Source organism: Corallococcus sp. EGB, assembly GCF_019968905.1.
In the GTDB taxonomy this organism is placed as follows: Bacteria; Myxococcota; Myxococcia; order Myxococcales; family Myxococcaceae; genus Corallococcus.
On sequence record NZ_CP079946.1, the window covers coordinates 6,502,025 to 6,518,202 of the forward strand.

General features: G+C 68.7%; 14 protein-coding genes. 7 read left to right on the forward strand and 7 right to left on the reverse strand.

What is annotated here, in order from left to right; translation table 11 throughout:
• Nucleotides 1-131 precede the first annotated feature (131 nt).
• Complete coding sequence (locus tag KYK13_RS26580; protein ID WP_223634952.1) at nucleotides 132-1,205, forward strand: hypothetical protein; 1,074 nt, start codon at nucleotides 132-134, stop codon at nucleotides 1,203-1,205.
• A gap of 12 nt (nucleotides 1,206-1,217) precedes the next feature.
• Here the strand turns inward: KYK13_RS26580 and KYK13_RS26585 are convergent, their stop codons facing one another.
• On the reverse strand, nucleotides 1,218-3,005 hold the full coding sequence (locus tag KYK13_RS26585) for a DUF885 domain-containing protein (protein ID WP_223634955.1): 1,788 nt from the start codon (nucleotides 3,003-3,005) through the stop codon (nucleotides 1,218-1,220).
• A 105-nt stretch (nucleotides 3,006-3,110) separates the two neighbouring features.
• On the opposite strand from KYK13_RS26585, the gene KYK13_RS26590 reads away from it, so the two are divergent.
• The 3 genes from KYK13_RS26590 (at nucleotide 3,111) to KYK13_RS26600 (ending at nucleotide 6,070) form a co-directional block, all read left to right on the forward strand.
• On the forward strand, nucleotides 3,111-3,584 hold the full coding sequence (locus KYK13_RS26590; RefSeq protein WP_223634958.1) for a MarR family winged helix-turn-helix transcriptional regulator: 474 nt from the start codon (nucleotides 3,111-3,113) through the stop codon (nucleotides 3,582-3,584).
• Complete coding sequence (locus tag KYK13_RS26595; protein WP_223634961.1) at nucleotides 3,574-4,182, forward strand: VOC family protein; 609 nt, start codon at nucleotides 3,574-3,576, stop codon at nucleotides 4,180-4,182. The genes KYK13_RS26590 and KYK13_RS26595 overlap by 11 nt, the downstream gene beginning before the upstream one ends.
• A 166-nt stretch (nucleotides 4,183-4,348) precedes the next feature.
• Nucleotides 4,349-6,070: a GMC oxidoreductase gene (locus KYK13_RS26600; RefSeq protein WP_223634964.1), complete on the forward strand. Its 1,722-nt coding sequence runs from the start codon at nucleotides 4,349-4,351 to the stop codon at nucleotides 6,068-6,070.
• A gap of 82 nt (nucleotides 6,071-6,152) precedes the next feature.
• Here KYK13_RS26600 and KYK13_RS26605 read toward each other — a convergent pair whose 3' ends face one another.
• Nucleotides 6,153-8,507 (reverse strand): M4 family metallopeptidase, encoded by a 2,355-nt coding sequence (locus KYK13_RS26605; protein ID WP_223634967.1) that lies wholly within the window; start codon nucleotides 8,505-8,507, stop codon nucleotides 6,153-6,155.
• 263 nt (nucleotides 8,508-8,770) lie between these two features.
• Complete coding sequence (locus tag KYK13_RS26610; RefSeq protein WP_223634969.1) at nucleotides 8,771-9,679, reverse strand: LysR family transcriptional regulator; 909 nt, start codon at nucleotides 9,677-9,679, stop codon at nucleotides 8,771-8,773.
• 93 nt (nucleotides 9,680-9,772) lie between these two features.
• Between KYK13_RS26610 and KYK13_RS26615 the strand changes: the two genes are divergently transcribed.
• Nucleotides 9,773-10,651 carry an aldo/keto reductase family oxidoreductase gene (locus KYK13_RS26615; protein ID WP_223634971.1) on the forward strand — a complete coding sequence of 293 codons (879 nt, stop codon included), beginning with the start codon at nucleotides 9,773-9,775 and terminating at the stop codon, nucleotides 10,649-10,651.
• A 45-nt stretch (nucleotides 10,652-10,696) separates the two neighbouring features.
• Here the strand turns inward: KYK13_RS26615 and KYK13_RS26620 are convergent, their stop codons facing one another.
• Nucleotides 10,697-11,551 carry a LysR family transcriptional regulator gene (locus KYK13_RS26620; protein WP_223634973.1) on the reverse strand — a complete coding sequence of 285 codons (855 nt, stop codon included), beginning with the start codon at nucleotides 11,549-11,551 and terminating at the stop codon, nucleotides 10,697-10,699.
• Between the two features lie 71 nt (nucleotides 11,552-11,622).
• On the opposite strand from KYK13_RS26620, the gene KYK13_RS26625 reads away from it, so the two are divergent.
• Nucleotides 11,623-12,459, forward strand: a complete 837-nt coding sequence (locus tag KYK13_RS26625) for a nuclear transport factor 2 family protein (protein WP_223634975.1) — start codon at nucleotides 11,623-11,625, stop codon at nucleotides 12,457-12,459.
• Nucleotides 12,460-13,022: 563 nt separating this feature from the next.
• Here the strand turns inward: KYK13_RS26625 and KYK13_RS26630 are convergent.
• Complete coding sequence (locus KYK13_RS26630; RefSeq protein ID WP_223634977.1) at nucleotides 13,023-13,394, reverse strand: type II toxin-antitoxin system PemK/MazF family toxin; 372 nt, start codon at nucleotides 13,392-13,394, stop codon at nucleotides 13,023-13,025.
• Nucleotides 13,395-13,494: 100 nt separating this feature from the next.
• On the opposite strand from KYK13_RS26630, the gene KYK13_RS26635 reads away from it, so the two are divergent.
• On the forward strand, nucleotides 13,495-14,385 hold the full coding sequence (locus KYK13_RS26635; RefSeq protein WP_223634979.1) for a CPBP family intramembrane glutamic endopeptidase: 891 nt from the start codon (nucleotides 13,495-13,497) through the stop codon (nucleotides 14,383-14,385).
• Nucleotides 14,386-14,408: 23 nt separating this feature from the next.
• Here KYK13_RS26635 and KYK13_RS26640 read toward each other — a convergent pair whose 3' ends face one another.
• A complete protein-coding gene (locus tag KYK13_RS26640) occupies nucleotides 14,409-15,353 on the reverse strand; it encodes a LysR family transcriptional regulator (protein WP_223634981.1) in 945 nt (314 codons plus the stop codon).
• 14 nt (nucleotides 15,354-15,367) lie between these two features.
• Nucleotides 15,368-16,156 (reverse strand): SDR family oxidoreductase, encoded by a 789-nt coding sequence (locus tag KYK13_RS26645; protein ID WP_223634983.1) that lies wholly within the window; start codon nucleotides 16,154-16,156, stop codon nucleotides 15,368-15,370.
• Nucleotides 16,157-16,178: the final 22 nt, after the last annotated feature.

Here is a 16,178-nt window from a genome sequence, read left to right on the forward strand (position 1 = left end):
GGTGAACGCCCCGTTTGATGGTGGCGGCGTCCGCGCCGGATGAGGCGATGGTCCACCTGCAGCGCGCGCTGAGAGGAAGAGGGCACGCGGCGACGGCGTGGTAGCGTCCGCGCATGAGATTGACGGACTGCGTGGAGCTGCTCCCCCGCTCAGGGCCAACGGCCCCCCGCGCGGCGTCCACGGTCATCGCGAAGGACACCGTCCCCTACGTCGAGTTCCTCGCCTTCGAGCCACGGGGCTCTCTGTTGGTCATCGAGGCGCCGAATCATGCCCGCGAAACAGGTCGATTGCGGCGCAGGAGTGCCACCCACTTCGAGATTGAAGCCGAGCTGATGGGCGTGCGAGGCCCCGGCGTGCTCTCGCCCAGCGGGCGCTGGCTCCTCACGGGAGGCGCGTTGCTCGCGGGTGAGGCGGCCTGCTGCCAGGTCATCGACCTGAACACCTTCCAGGTCGCTCACACCCTGCCCGTCATGCGGCCCTTCGCATGGATGGATGACGAGGATTTCATTGCGCAGTCCCCGAACTGGAAGACCGCGCTTCGCGACGGCGGTGTGGCCCAGGCGGAGACGCGCCGGGTGGACCCGGCGATCGCTGCCGCCGCACCCGCTTTGCTCACACCCGAGCCATCCATGGTGCGGGTTGCGTTGGCCACCCTTCGCTGCCAGTCATTGCTGCCGACCCGGCTGCTCGATGAGGAACGGTGTGCGGTGCTCTCGCCAGACCGCAGCGTCCTCTATACAGCCACGTCTTTTGCCCGCATCTCCGCCGTGCGGATCGCCGACGGCACTCTGCTCTGGCAGCGCGCGCCCTCGCGGCTCGTCACCGAAGGCACTGTCGTGGCCATGGCCCTCGACCCCACGTCGAACCGCTTGCTGACCGTCGGCGGAGGTGTGAGCCATGACATGCTCGTGCTGGATGCCGCGAGCGGTACCGAGCTCTCGCGTCACTCGCTGGGAACGCTCGCACGCGGCATCACCGGCGGCACGTCCACCCGCGGTGACGCGATCCGCTTCCGCCAGGATGGCCTGGGCATCATTGGCACCAGCAACGGCCTGATCATCGAACTCGGAAGGGATGGACGCTGGTGCGCGTACAAGGCGGGAGGCCGTTCGCTTCGAGCCATTGCGTTCTCCGCGGACGGAGCCTCCCTGATTGTTGGCGGCGCGGAGAAGAACCTGCGCGCCATCGCGCTTCCCCAAGTGTGATGCGGGCGGCGCTCACCGTGACGAGGAGGCCGCCGCGTCCTCGCCGAGCATCAACTGGCGGACGATGGGCACAGGCGGGTAGCCGTGGGAGACCACGGCGTCATGGAAGCGCTGGAGGGTGAAGTCCCTGCCCCACTTCACCTTCGCCTCCTCGCGCAGCTCCATCAGCATCTTCTTGCCCAGCGCGTACACCAGATACGTCGGGTCGGACGTGCCACGGCGGGCCTCGCGCTCCGCGTTGACGTGCGTCATGTACGCCTCCTGTTCGAAGAGGCGCACGGCCTGCTCATACGTCATCCCGCGCGTGTGCAGGGACAGGCCCGCCATGTAGCGCGCGAGCCGCTGGAGGTAGAGCGCCAGCTGGTTCATCCGCAGCCGGTCCGCCTGCGGGCCCGTGCCGCCGTAGCCCTCGTCCAACATCATCTGTTCCGTGTAGAGGCCCCAGCCTTCGCTGAAGGAACCCGAGCCCAACAGCCGGCGCACCTTGGACTGGATGCGGTTGGTCCAGAGGAACTGCACGTAGTGCCCCGGGTACGCCTCGTGGATGGAGACCAGCGGCAGCGCGTAGCGGTTGTAGAAGCTCATGTGCTGCTCGGTCTGCTCCGCGTTCCACGCCGGGTCCGGCGGCGTCACGTAGTAGTACGCCTCCGTCGCCTTCGTCTCGAACGGGCCGGGCGTGCTCATGCTCGCGAAGGACAGCGCGCGGCTGAACACCGGCGTCTCCGCCACCTTCGCGCGCACCTCGCTGGGCACGGTGATGATGCGGTGATCGATGAGGAACTGGCGGATGTCCTCCAGCGTCGCCGTCGTGGTGGGCACCAGCTCCGCCCCGGCCGGGTGCTCCTTGCCCAGCTCGCGGTACACATCCATGGGCGCCTTGCCCGGAGCAATCCGCGCGGCCACCTCCGCGAACTGCGCCTGCGTGCGCTTCATCTCCGCGCGCCCCCAGGTCAGCAATGAATCGATGCTGTCGGTGACGCCCTCCTCGTACTGGAGCTTCTGGCGGTACGTCGCCTCGCCAATGGCGAAGTCCCCATTTGAACGAGGCAGCAGGTCATCCTTCAGGAAGCGGATGTACCCGTCGATGGCCGCGAGGCAGCGCGCCTGCTCCGCCTGGAAGGCGTCTTGAAGCGCGGCGTCCTTCACCGGCGCGAAGGCCTGCGGCAGCGTCTGCGCGTAGAGCGAGCGCGTGCCCTTCGCCTGCTCCAGGGCGATCTCCGTCCACAGCTTCGGTGGGTTCTGGAGGTTCGCCGGGGCCGCCGCGAAGACCTCCGGCACCAGCGCCATCCGCCGCAGTGCCGAGCGCATCCGCTCCTCCAGCGGCGCGAAGTCGCGGTTGATCAGCTGATACACGGCGTTGGACGCGAAGCCCAGGTAGGTGTTCGGGTTGCGCTCCCACCCTCGCACCGTCTCCAGGTCCAGGATGCGCGCGCGGAGGTGGTTCTCCAGGATGTCGTAGTCGGCCCGGTCGCCCGGGGGCAGCGCGGCGCGGTCCACCGCCCTGGGCAGCGCCGCGAGCCGATCCTTGAGGAACGCCAGGTGCGACGCGCGCTCCTCGGGCCGGAAGCCGCGCAGCTCGCCGTCATACGTGTGCACGCCCGAGGAGGTGGCGGACATGGGCGAGCGGTGGAAGTGCTCCGCGAAGTACGCATCCACGAAGCCGCGCAACGCCACCTGCGCGGGTGACTCGGTGGGCGCGGTGGCTTGAGCGTCCGCCCGGGCCGCGGGGCGTGACGTGGTGCATCCAGGGGACAGCAGCAGCAACGCGGCGAGGACGCTCGGGGTTCGCAGTGCCTTCATGGAGCCTCTGGGGGAAGAAGACGCGCCAGCGTCGCCGAAGCCTCCCCACTCGACAAGGGGTCCGGAGAATTGACAGGAACCTGCCATGTTGACAGGCTCCTGCCGATGCCACCGTTGACCCAGAAAGCAGAGACCTTCAGCGCCCTGGTCCTGGAGGTGTTCCAGTTGAACGGGCTGCTGCTCCAAGCCGGAGATCGACTGAGCGCTCCGGCGGGATTGACGAGCGCCCGCTGGCAGGTGCTGGGCGTCATCGACCATGGCCCCGCCACGGTCGCGGCCGTGGCGCGCACGATGGGGCTGGCACGGCAGAGCGTGCAGCAGACCGCGGACGCGCTCGCAAGCGACGGGTTCGTGGAGTTCGTCGACAACCCACATCACCAGCGGGCGAAGTGCGTCGCCCTCACGGCCTCCGGGCGCCGCGCCTTGCGCAAGGTCGAGCAGGCACATGCCACGTGGGCGGACCGGATGGGCGCCAGCCTCGCCCCAGCGCTCCTCACCGCGGCGGTCGAGGGCGTCCGCGAAGCGCGCCTGCGGCTCGAAGAGGACCTGGCCGAAGCGGAGCGCTCCCGTGAAAAGTGACACCAGCATCCCCCTGCTCCCCTGTGTGGAGCTCGCATCGACGCTGGAGTTCTACGCGCTGCTCGGGTTCAAGGTGACGTACCAACAACGGGCACCCAATCCCTACGCGGCGACGCAGCGGGGAGGCGCCCAGCTCCACTTCTTCGGCCTGAAGGGCCTGGATCCCCAGAAGGCCTTCAGCAGTTGTCTGATCATCGTGGACGAAGTGGAGGAACTGCACGCGCGCTTCCTGGACGCGCTGCGAAAGGCCTATGGCCGGACTCCCGTCCGGGGGCTCCCACGAATGACTCGCATGCGGAAGGGGCAGACGCGATTCACCCTCGCCGATCCCAACGGAAACTCGGTCATGTTCATCCGCCGCGATGAACCTGACGGCTACGGCGACGACGGGGACACGGCGACCTCCGTGCTCGGCAAGGCCCTCAAGACGGCCCGGCGCCTGCGCGACTTCAAGGGCGATGACGCGGCCGCCGCCAGGGTCCTGGATGCCGCGCTCAAGAAGCCGGACGCGGGGACGGAGCAAGAGCGGGAACGGGCCCTCGCGGACCGCGCCGAGTTGGCCGTGGCCCTGGGGGAAGTCCCCGACGCCGGGTCGTAGGCGGTCCCCCTTCCGTTCTCCCCCGCGTCCCCGGAAGACGCCAGCGCTTCCTGGAGCGACGCGCCCCTCATCCACGCAGAGCCGGCGTGTCAGGTGTTCTGGATGCGGCATGGCCCCTGCAAGTCAAAGGCAAGCACCTCCCGCCTCCGTTGCTTGATGAGCTCCCATGGCCGCCAATTACAAGAAGTTCTTCGCTGGCTCCCGCAACATCCCGAAGGGCATCTCCCTCGGGTATCCCGTCCCCGGGCCGCAGGAGGCCAGCGCGGATCAGATCGCCGGACAGGCGTTCTTCGCCACGCCCAACGACTGGAGCACCATCCAATCGTCCGCATATGACTTCATCGTGATTGGCACCGGGCCCACCGGCGTGGCCTTCATCGAGCAGACCCTGAAGCACAACCCGAACGCGCGCATCCTGGTGCTGGAGCGGGGCGGCTTCTGGTTGCCCACGCACTACCAGATGCTGCCGCTCGCCTTCCAGGCGGCGACGGGCTCACCGCCCACCACCTATCCCTGGACCCGCACGACGCGGATGGCGACCACGGAGCTGGAGTTCTTCCAGGCCGGCTACATCCCCGTGCTGGGCGGCCGCTCCACCTACTGGAGCGCCTGGTGCCCGGCGCCGGGCCCCGACCTGATGCGCGACTGGCCGCAGGAGCTGATCGACGTCACGCTCCAGCCGGGCTTCTGGGACCGCGCCCGGGCCTTCCTGCACGTCACCACGATGGACAAGATCCACGATGGCGTCTACGGCAGCCTCCAGCACCAGCTCGACGTGAACCTCCGGGAGAACTTCCGCCGGCACGTGCCCTCGGCGCAGAACGCGTTCCCCGCGCCCATCGCCGTCGGCAATCCGCCGTGGAAGGGCGTGAAGTTCTACAAGTACTCCACCGTGGGCACGCTGCTGGACCTGCAGCAATCCCAGAAGGCGCTGGCCGCGCAGGGCAAGGGGCAGCCCCTCACCCTCGTCGACCGCTGCGTCGTCGACCGGCTGGTGCATGACGGCCATGGAACGGTCACCGCGCTGGAGACCTGTCGCGGTCCGCTGGCGGTGAGCTCGGCGAAGGTCGTGCTGGCGATGGGCACCATCCCGCCCGCGACGCTGCTGATGAACTCGTTCAAGGACGCCCTGCCGAACATTGGCAAGCGCTACACCGGGCACTTCATGTCTCACATCACGGCGCGCGTGAAGCGGTCCGCGTTCAAGGACCTGTCCGCGCTGGAGATTGGGGCCATCTATCTGGATGGCAAGGCGCCCAATGGCTTGCAGTACCACGTGCAGGCCAGCGCCTTCGCCGCCGCGAACCCGGAGGCCGACGAGAGCACCATCGCCCACGAGGCCCCGGACGCGGCGGCCGTCGCGTCCATGGCCCAGCTGAAGGGCTCCGAGGATTACGTCGTGTTCGTCTGCGCCACCCTGGGCGAGGTGAGCGAGAAGAACCCCGACAACTGGATCCGCCTGAACGGCGGCACGGACCCCTCCACCAACATCACCCTCCAGCTCCAACCCGGCGTGCAGGACCATCGCCTCTGGGACGTGCTCGACGAGGCGACGTATCAGACCATCGACGTGCTGGCGGGGCGCGCGGGGGGCTCGGGCCCGGAGTTGGAGTACTGGGTGGACAACCCGGGCGGCAACGGCGGCCAGTGGCAGCCGGAGCGGCCGGCGAAGAAGGACATCCGCCTGAACATCATCGTGCACGAGGCTTCGCCGCTCTGGATGGGCAAGGACCCGGCGACGTCGGTGGTCGGCCTGGACTACCGCCCGCACGGCGTCCACAACGTCTACGTGACGGGCGGCGCGCTCTTCCCCACCTCGGGCTCGTGGAACCCCACGCTGACCATGTGCGGCCTGGCGCAGGACCTGGCGGACCGGCTGCGCGGCTGAGGCGCCGCCCCCCCCCACGCCAGACGCACGGAAAGCCCGGACCGCGTGACACGGCCCGGGCTCGCCCTTCAACGGCTCCCGGTCAGAACGCGCGCAGGCCGAGCGCGTAGGTGGAGATGGACGCCGGGGAGGCGACCTCGTGGTCCTTCGACGCGGCCGTGCAGCCCGAGTTCACCGGCTTGATACGCCAGAGCATGTTGCCCGAGCCGCTCCAGTTCACGAACGCACCGCAGCCGCTGAGCGCATAGCCGCTGCTCAGGCCCACGGTGTAGCTGGGGTGCGAGACCACCGTCGACGTGCCGCTGTTGATGACATTGCCGAGGGTACCCACGCCCGGGATGGTGCCGTTGATGCCAATGGCATACGCCGTCGCCGTCGCGGGCGACGAGTTGGTGTGGTCCTTCGAGCGCACACGCCAGGAGGTCGAGCTGGCGGGCGCCGAGGCCGTGGCCAGGTTGCCCGCGCCGCTCCAGTTCACCCGGATGCCGCCGCCCGCCAGCACGTAGCCCGAAGGCAGGGACGCGGTGACGTCAGGGTGCGCGACCGTGCCGCTCGTCGCCGTGCTGACGGTCAGGTAGGTGCGCAACTGCGCCGGCGTCAGCCCCGCGACCTTCAGGCCAATGGCCCACGCCCGCACCTGCACCGGATCCGCGACGAGGTGATCCTTGGTGGACACCAGCCACGAGGTCAGCCCGGTGTCGGGGTACGAAGCGGTCAGCAGGTTGCCGGACGGGGACTCCTTGCCCTCGCCTCCACCGCCAATCACCACGAAGTCGCTGGGGACGGTCACGGTGAAGTTGGTGTGGGTGCCCGCGCTCGCCGTCGCATAACGCTCGAAGACCGCGATGGTGAGCTTGCCGCTGGTGTCCGACTGCCGGAACAGCTCGACGGCGCCGCCGCAGCCCACGCCCACCGCGGAGAAGGCGGACACGACGTCGGAGACGCTGAACCCGTAGTCCTGCGCCGCGGTCTGCACGCCGCACGCGCCCTGGTTGAAGTCCGTGCTCGGGCTCCAGTACAGGTCATTCGCGCGGGCGAAGACCTGGAAGGCCCTCACCGTGCCCCAGCCCGGCGTGTTGGCCAGCAGGTAGAAGGCCTTGTTGTACACGCCGGACGAGTAATGCACGTCCAGGCCGTTGTAATAGTTGGAGGCATGGCCAATGGACTGGCCATCCAGCGGCGGGTTGGCCATGTAGCGCAGTGCCCCGCTGCTCTTGAAGATCTCCGCGCCCACGAGGAAGTCATTGGTGCCGCGCATGTAGAACTCGGCGGCCTCGCCCGCGATGTCCGAGTAGGCCTCGTTGATGCCGCCGGACTGGCCGGAGTAGATCAACCCCGAGTTCTGCTCGGTGAAGCCGTGCGACACCTCGTGCGCGCCCACGTCCAGGCTGACCAGCGGGTAGAACGTCGTGTACCCGTCTCCGAACGTCATCGCCGAGCCGTTCCAGAACGCGTTCTCGTAGTTGGTGCCGTAGTGCACCCGCATCGTGAGCTGGAACGTCAGCGGAGCCTGGCCCACATAGGCCTGATACATGTTGAAGATGACGCTGCCGAAAAAGTGCGCGTCATTGAGCGGCGAATACGCCCCGTTGATGGCCTTCACCGTGTTGCGGGGACACGTATAGGAGAACGGGGTGGAGCCGCTCGTCCCGCCGTTGAGGTTCACGGTCTGGACGTTGGTGTTGCTCATGGTGCACGTGGTGCCTGACTGCGCCACGTCCAGATAGCCGTAGTTCGTGCCGTACTCGTACTGGCCTGTCTTGGCATTGCCGCCAGGGCCCGTGCCGATGAGCACGTGCTGCAGATTCTCCCACTGCTTGAGCACCCGGCCCCCTTCCGCATCCACGATGACCATGGGACGCGTGGGCGCCCCGCCACCGGCGAGGTCCGCGAAGTAGCTGACGACGTAGGCCTTGTGCGCGCGGCCGTCATCGTCGACGTAGATCATCAGCTCGGACCGCTCGTTCTCGACGAGCATGGCGCGCACGCGGTTGCCCAGGCTCGCGCTCTTGGCGATGTCCAGCGCCTCCGCGGCGGACAGCCGGGGGGTCCCCTCCTGGATGTCCCGCTCCAGGCCGGTGACCTTGCGCCCGAACAGCGCGCGCAGCTCTCCGTTGGCGTCCTCGTTGACGATGACGTGCTCACCGAAGATGGGCAGGCCGCGGAAGGTCTGCTGATAGCGGTGGTTGCGCACGCCGTGGTCGCTGACGCTGTCGAGCAGGGTCAGCCCCGAGCCCGCCTCCAGCCCGAGCGCCTGCGCGTGGCGGACCGGCTCGCGGATGACGCTGTTGGGCGGGGCGAAGGCGGCGCTCCGCAGGCGGATCGCGCCCAGGTCCTGCTGCTGCAGGTCGACCCGGCTCGCCGCGGAGGCGGAGCCCGCGGCCAGCAGCGACGTCAGGGCCACGGCGAGAGTGGGCTTCTGGCGAAGGAATTTCACGTCGGACGCTCCTGGAGCGCGGGGTCACGACCGCTACGGGATGCAGCGCGCGATAGCCGTTCTCCAAGAACAACCATAAAAAACAGAAATACCGACAGTCAATATCCAACCAACACCCACAGTGCGTATCTTCCAGGGTAGCCACCCCCGTGCATGCGGCGTTCGCGTATGACACGTTTGTCACGTCGAGGACGTCTCCATACGGTCCGTGAGCCGCGCTTCCCCCTGAAGGTGTGTGGCATTGGCCTTGCGCCGGCTCGCCCTCAGGGCGCTTCATCCCGCGTCTTGATGAAGTCGATGAACGCCCGCAGCGGGGCGGGCACGAGGCGCCGCCCGGGGTAGTAGAGGAAGGGCCCCGGGAAGGGTTGCCACCAGGGTTCGAGGACCGGCACCAGGGCGCCGCTGTCAAGAGAGGGGCGCAGCCAATCCTCGAAGAGGTGCACGATGCCCGTGCCCGCGAGCGCGGCGTCGACGGCGAGGTCCGTCCCCCCACCCGCCCGCACGATGAGCGGTCCCGAGGGCTCGACCGTCACCACCTCGCCGTCGCGCTCGAACTCCCAGAGCGTCATCGCGCCGCTCGCGAAGCGGCCGCGCAGGCAGGCATGGCGCAGCAGGTCCCGAGGATGTTCCGGCCGCCCATGGCGCGCCAGGTATGCCGGGGCCGCGGCCGTGGCGTGGCGCTGGACGCGGGGCCCGATGGGCACCGCGATCATGTCCTGCTCGAGCCGCTCGTCGTAGCGGATGCCTGCGTCGCATCCGGCCGCGATGATGTCCACGAAGCTGTCCTCGGTGATGACCTCCAGGCGGATGTCGGGATAGGCGGCGAGGAACGGCGGGACGATGCGCGGCAGCACCAGCCGCGACGCGCTGATGGGCACGTTGAGGCGCAGCACGCCGGCGGGCCGGTTGCGAAAGCCGTTCACCACGTCGAGCGCGGCCTCCATCTCCGTCAGCGCGGGCGCCAGGCGCTCCAGCAGGCCCTCCCCGGCTTCGGTGGGGACGACGCTGCGTGTCGTACGGTTGAGCAGGCGGACGCCCAGCCGCTCCTCCAGCCGGCGGACCGCGTCGCTCAGCGAGGACGCGCTGCTCCCGCTCAGGCGCGCCCCCTCGCGAAAGCTCCGGGCCCGCGCCACCACCACGAAGGCGTTCAAATCACCCAGGTCGACCTTCACTGTTCGCCGCTCCGCACAACCTGTACGGGTCGTGCCCCGTTATCCCGAGAGTCCAAGGTGGCTATTCATGCCCCATCTCAAAAGGAGATGAGCATGCCCGGTATCGATTCCTCCAGCACCTTCCCCCTCGGGGGCCGCCCCGTGAAGCGCCTTGGCTATGGGGCCATGCAGCTCGCGGGGCCTGGCGTCTTTGGCCCACCGAAGGACCCGGACGCCGCTCGGGCCGTGTTGCGCGAGGTCGTGGCCCGTGGGGTCAACCACATCGACACGAGTGACTTCTACGGCCCGCACGTCACCAACCAGCTCATTCGCGAGGCGCTCGCGCCGTACCCTGACGGCCTCGTCATCGTCACCAAGATTGGCGCACGGCGCGGCAACGACGGTTCGTGGCTCCCGGCCTTCTCGCGGGAGGAGCTGACACAGGCCGTGCACGACAACCTGCGCAACCTGGGGCTCGACGTTTTGGACGTGGTCAACCTGCGCTTCATGTTCGACACGCACGGTCCCGCCGAAGGCCCCATCGAAGAGGCCCTCACCGTCCTCGCCGACCTCCAGCGCAAGGGCCTGGTGCGCCACATCGGGCTGAGCAACGTCACCGCGAGGCAGGTCGCGGAGGGGCGGCGCATCGCGGACATCGTCTGCGTGCAGAACCACTACAACCTGGCGCACCGCGATGACGACGCGCTCATCGATTCGCTCGCGAAGGATGGGATCGCCTACGTGCCGTTCTTCCCGCTGGGAGGCTTCAGCCCGTTGCAGTCCTCCACCCTGTCCTCCGTCGCGGCCCGCCTCGGCGCGACGCCCATGCAGACCGCCCTCGCGTGGCTGCTGCACCGCTCGCCCAACGTGCTCCTCATCCCCGGCACGTCGTCCGTCGGGCACCTGCGGGAGAACCTTGCCGCGGGCGAGCTCAAGCTGCCGGAGGACGCGCTCCAGGAGCTGGACTCGGTGGCGAGCGCCCGCCCCGCTTGATTACCTCTCAATCACAAGACAACCCAGACCCGACCCGCTGAGCGCTCACCCGCCGTCGCGCAGCCGCTTCAGCAGCTCCGCGACGACGGGCCGCACGGGCGCCTGGGTGCGCTGCACGGCATGAACCGTGTTGGTGAGCGCGGGCTTGCCCCAGCTCACCACGCCCAGGCCCCGTCCCCTCGGGATGCAGAAGCCGGGGACGACGGCCACGCCTCGTCCCTGCTCCACCCAGTCCAGCACCTCTTCCAGCTCCTCGAAGTGCGCGGTGCTGTACCAGTGGGGATGGCGCCGGCCGAAGTGGTGTCCGAGCCACCGGCCCACCACGTAGTCCCCCTCGTCATAGGTCACCATGGGCACATCCTTGAAGTGCTCCTGCACGCGCAGGCGCCGGGCCCAGGTCCTGCCCGCGACGAGCACGAGCTCCTCTTCATGGACAGGCGTCAGCGTGAGCCGCGGGTGCACCGTGCTCCGGAAGGAGAAGCCCACGTCCACCTGTCCCTCCAGCACCTGGCGAAAGACCTCCTCCGCCGGTGGATAGCGCAGCGTCAGCGCCCGGTGCAGCGACTCCGACTCCCGCAGCAGCGGGAAGAGCACATAGCGGCCAAAGCCAGACACCGCGGCGATCTCCAGCGGGCGATCCTCCTCATCCCCCTGCAACACCGCCTGCACGTCCCGGGCGAAGCCACCGAGAAAGCGGAAGAGCCGGTCCGCCAGGGGCGTGGGCACGAGCCGCGCGGACCGCCGCTCGAACAGGGGCGCGCCGAGCGTCTCCTCCAGCCTGCGCAGCTGGTAGCTCACCGTGGGCTGGGTGCGATGCAGTCGCGCGGAGGCCTCCGTCACACTCCGGGATTCGTAGACGGTCACGAACGTGCGCAGGAAGGGGAGGTCGGGGAAGTCCATCGAGGCTTTCTATGGACTCGAGGCGCCACTATCAATTGGCGTCCACGCGTCCAAACGCGCACCTTGCCAGCATGCCAAAGACACTCCCGCTGGTGACGCTCGCGCTGCTCACGGCCTGTGCGCCGACCCGTCCCGTTCCGGCGCCAGCCCCGATGGCGCGCCTGCATGCATCTCCCGAAGAGGCCGTGCAGGCGTACTTCCAGGCCTCCGACACCGGCTCCAGCCGGTTGCTGCGGTCCGCGTTCCATCCGGACGTGCGCATGCATTGGGTGGACGGGACCGACGGCGTGCTGCGGACGCGGACGCAGCTGGAGTGGTGGCAGCTGTTGGACGCCAGCGCCCGGGCACCCCAGCCCGCGACCGAACGAGGATTGTCGGTGCTCGACCGCGAGGGCCCCTTCGCGTTGATGGAGGCGGTCTCCCACTGGCCGGACCACACGTTCGACGACCTGCTGCTCGTCGTGGAGACACCGGCGGGCTGGCGCATCGTGGGCAAGGTGTTCCAGCGGCTCGCGCCGGGCGAGCATGCGGCGGGAGTACCATCCGCGGAGCTGGAGATCCGCGCGGTGCTCGACGCGAAGATCGAAGCGCACGCGCTCTTCAGCCACGCGTTGCTGGACCAATCGCATACGCCGGACTGCATCTACTACCGCGTCCACGTGGACGGCGTTCCGTTCGCATGGGGGACGCTGTCGGAGGCAGCGGCCCGCTACGCTGCGAACGCGGAGGCGGGCATCCAAGACCGGGACAACCCCTGGAACATCGTGAAGGTGGAGGTCCGGGGGAACGTGGCCGCGGCGAAGCTGGAGGTGCGGGTCGGAGGCGTGCGATTCATCGACCATCTGCTGCTGGTGCGCACCGGAGGGCAGTGGCGCATCTCCGCCGCGGCCTGGGGCAATCCGACCTGAGTCGCTTCAGGCCACGGCCTCCAACGCGGCGATGGCTTGGGCGAGAGCGCGGGTGAACGGCCCATCGTCCTGACGCTGTCCCACCGATGACGGACAGCGGATCCGCCCCCGGCGACTTCAAGAGGCTCATCAACACCGCGCCCCTGATCCCAGCGGAGGAATGGCCCCGGAAGGAAGAGAGCGCCTCGGGCACGCGCGTGTCGGTCAAGTGCCCCAATCCCAGGATGAGCGATTCCAGGACCTGCGGGTCCTGTTCCTCCAGGGCAGCGGCAGCAGCTGGTCCACAGCGCGAGACCGCACGTCGGCGGACGATTCAAGCTGCCCGAGGATGTCGGCGCCCCGCATGCGCTCGTGAGGAACGCGCGAGCGCAGCAGCAGGCTGGCGGCGGCGAACACGGTCTCCGGTCCCCTGCGGTGCAGGGCTCGGATGGCCCCTCCCAGAGATGAGAAAACGAGAAACCAGCCAGGTCCCCTGGCGGAGGCGCACGGAAAAAACCTGTCCGACAGTCGGACAGGTTTTGGACGACCGCGGCCGCCAGGGGGACCTCGTGCGGTCCGTGGGCTCAGTCGCGGAAGAACGAGGCCTGCTGGAAGCGCAGGCCCGCGAGGACCTGTTCAACCCTCGCGTCAGAGAGCGCCCCGATGCGCTCACCGAGCCTCGACTTCTCCACCGAGGACACCTGGGACACGACCACGACGCTCTGCTTCACCAGGTTGCCCTCCCCCACTTCGAGCAACACGTTGCCGGGCTCGCTTGCCTTTCTCAGATTGGAGGTCAGGGCGCAGACGATGACCGTGTGGATGCGGGAGCGGTTGAAGACGTCGTCCTGGATGACGAGGTAGGGGTGCGCGATGGGCGGGATGGAGCCTCGGGCCTCGTCCGGCTCACACCAGAACAGGTCGCCTCGGCGGATCAGCTTCGGGGCCGCGCTCATGCGCCGGGTTCTCCCATGCTGAATGAGGGGGAGCAATCCTTCCCCGGGTCGCGCGTTGGTTGTAGGCAGGGTGCACAATCACGCAGCGAGGTCGAACACCATGAAGGCTGTTTTCCGGGATGGCGAAGGGCGCTTGCGCAACGGCTGGAAGGGCCTGGGCTTCGTCGTGGTGTCCTCCGTGCTGGCCGGCATCCTGATGTGGCTCCAGACGTTGCTGCCCGCCGCCGTGAGGTCGTTCGTGCCGAATCCGTTCTTCGGCTTCCTTGGCGTGCTGCTTGTGAGCCTCGACTTCCTGTACCTCGAAAAGCAGCCCCTGACGTCGCTCGGCATGTCACTGGGCCGGAGGGCCGGCCGTGAGCTGGGCATGGGAGTACTGGCGGGCGTGGGGCTCGTGAGCCTGGTGGCACTCGGCGCCTGGGCGGCCGGTGGCTACCATCTGGAGCGCGCCGCGAATGCCCAGCTGACCGCGGTCGTGAAGGCGGCCTGGTTGATGCTGGGCGTCGGCCTCTTCGAGGAGGCGCTGTTCCACGGCTACCTCTTCCAGCGCGCCATCCGGGGTCTGGGCGAGCGTTGGGCGCAGGTGGTCATCTCCCTCCTCTTCTGCCTCGCGCACCCGTTCAACACGGAGATGGAGGTCCCCACGCGCATCGTGGCGATGGTCACCACCTTCCTCGCGGGCTGGATGCTGGGCCTGTGCTACCTGCGCACGCGGCACCTCGCGCTGTCGGTCGGCGTGCACATGGGCTGGAACTGGTTCCTGGGCATGATGGGCTTCGGCGTCAGCGGCAAGGAGTCCCACGGCTGGTGGATGCCCGTCTTCCAGGGTCGCCCGGAGTGGGTCACGGGCGGCGCCTACGGCCTGGAGGCGTCTGTCTTCGGCGTCGTTGTGCTGGGTCTGGCAATCATTGCCCTGACGCGCTGGAAGGGTTCCGCCGCGCAGGAACCGAGGGCGATGGCCCGCCCTGTAGAGGCTCCCGCACCCCAAGGGTAGCCCAGCGACACCGCGTGCCCTCGCTACCGCCTCCGGGCACGCGGCGCCCTCGGGCGCGACGTGGCCTCCGCTTCAGACTGCGCGGCCAGGTACTCCGCGAACACCGCCTCGAAGGTCTTCGCGAACTTACGGATGCGCGGCACCTTGCGCAGGTCCTTGTGCATCGTGAGATAGAAGCGAAGCGACGGCAGCGGGGTCTCCAGTCCCACCCGGAGCAATTCCGGGTGCTCCCGCTCCGCCCCGACCCCGAGCATGACCAACCCCATGCCTCCCTTCGCCGCGTGCAGCCGCGCCTCCATCGAATTGGAGCGAAAGGGGAACCGGGAAGCGCCCCGTTGGATCAACCACTGCGCGGGGCCCTGTCCGCGGGGCGTCTCGTCCTCCACGATGAAGTCCTGCCCTGCGTAGTCGTCCGCTCCCAGCAAGCGCTTGGGAACGAAGCGCTTGAGGTAGTCCTCGCTCGCGTAGAGGCCGCTCATGACCTCGCCCAATGGCTTGTCGATGAGCACCGGCGAGGACGACCGGCCGCCCCGCACGCCGATGTCCGCCTCCCGCGAGGCCAGGTCCACGAACCGCAGCTCCGAAATCACCTCAATCAATGTCTCCGGATGCCGCCGACGGAACCGCGTCGCCGCTTCCGCCGCCCCCACCAGGAAGCCATCCGGCAGCGAGATGCGAATCCGGCCCGCGTAGGGAGAGCCACCGCCCCCATCACGCCGGTGCGCGCGCAAGGACTGCTCGAATTGCTCCGCCAGCACGATGAGCTCCAGGGCCTCCTTCTCCAGCCATGCGCCCTGCGAGGTGCGGTGGACCAGCGCGCGCCCCAGGTCCTTCTCCAGCGCCCCAATGCGGCGAGCCACCGTGGACGTGGACAGGCCCAGCTGGAGCCCCGCCGCGAGGAAGCTGCCGCCGCGATGCACTTCGAGCAGGACGCGGAGGTCATCCCAGGCGGGCAGTTTGTTTTCCATGGATGGAAAACACTCTAGGACGCCGGAAGCACGGGCGTCTTCGGCCGGGTCATCCCGGCGATGATCTTCGCGCTGAACTCCCGGGAGAAGAACCGGTTGGCGAAGGCAGCCAGCCGGTTTCCCAGGCCATGCACCACCGATGAGCGCCCCGCGATGAACGCGTCCAGCCCCACCTCCACCACATCCTCCGGCCGCGCCTTCCTCCCGGGCGAGGCGCCCTCCCCCGAACGCTCGAAGAACGGAGTGTCCGTCGCGCCAGGCGACAGGGCCAGCACCCGGACGCCGCGCTCGCGGTACTCCGCCCAGAGCGCTTCGCTGAAGGACAGGACGAACGCCTTCGTCGCCCCATAGACCGCCATGTACGGCGTCGGCTGGTACGCCGCCATCGAAGCGACGTGGATGACGCCTCCCTGGCGCCGCTCCAGCATGGGCATGAAGACATGCGTCAGTTCCACCAGCGCGTGGACGTTGAGGTCGATCTGCTCCAGCTGGTCCTTCAAGGGCAGCACGTCGAAGCCACCATGCAGCCCGAACCCGGCGTTGCTCACCAGGACATCTACCTCCAGGCCCTTCGCGCGCACCGCGTCGAGCAGCCGCTGGGGCGCCCCCGGTGCGGTCAGGTCCGCGGGAAGCACGTGCGCGCGGCCCAGCTCCGACGCGAGCGCCTCCAGCTTCGCCTCGCTCCGGGCCACCAGTACCAGCGTGGCACCCCGCCGGGACAACCGCCGCGCGAAACAGGCGCCAATGCCCATGGAGGCCCCTGTCACCAGCACCGTCTTGCCCGCGAAATCAAATCGTTTCATGGGACAAGGATGGGCGCGGGCC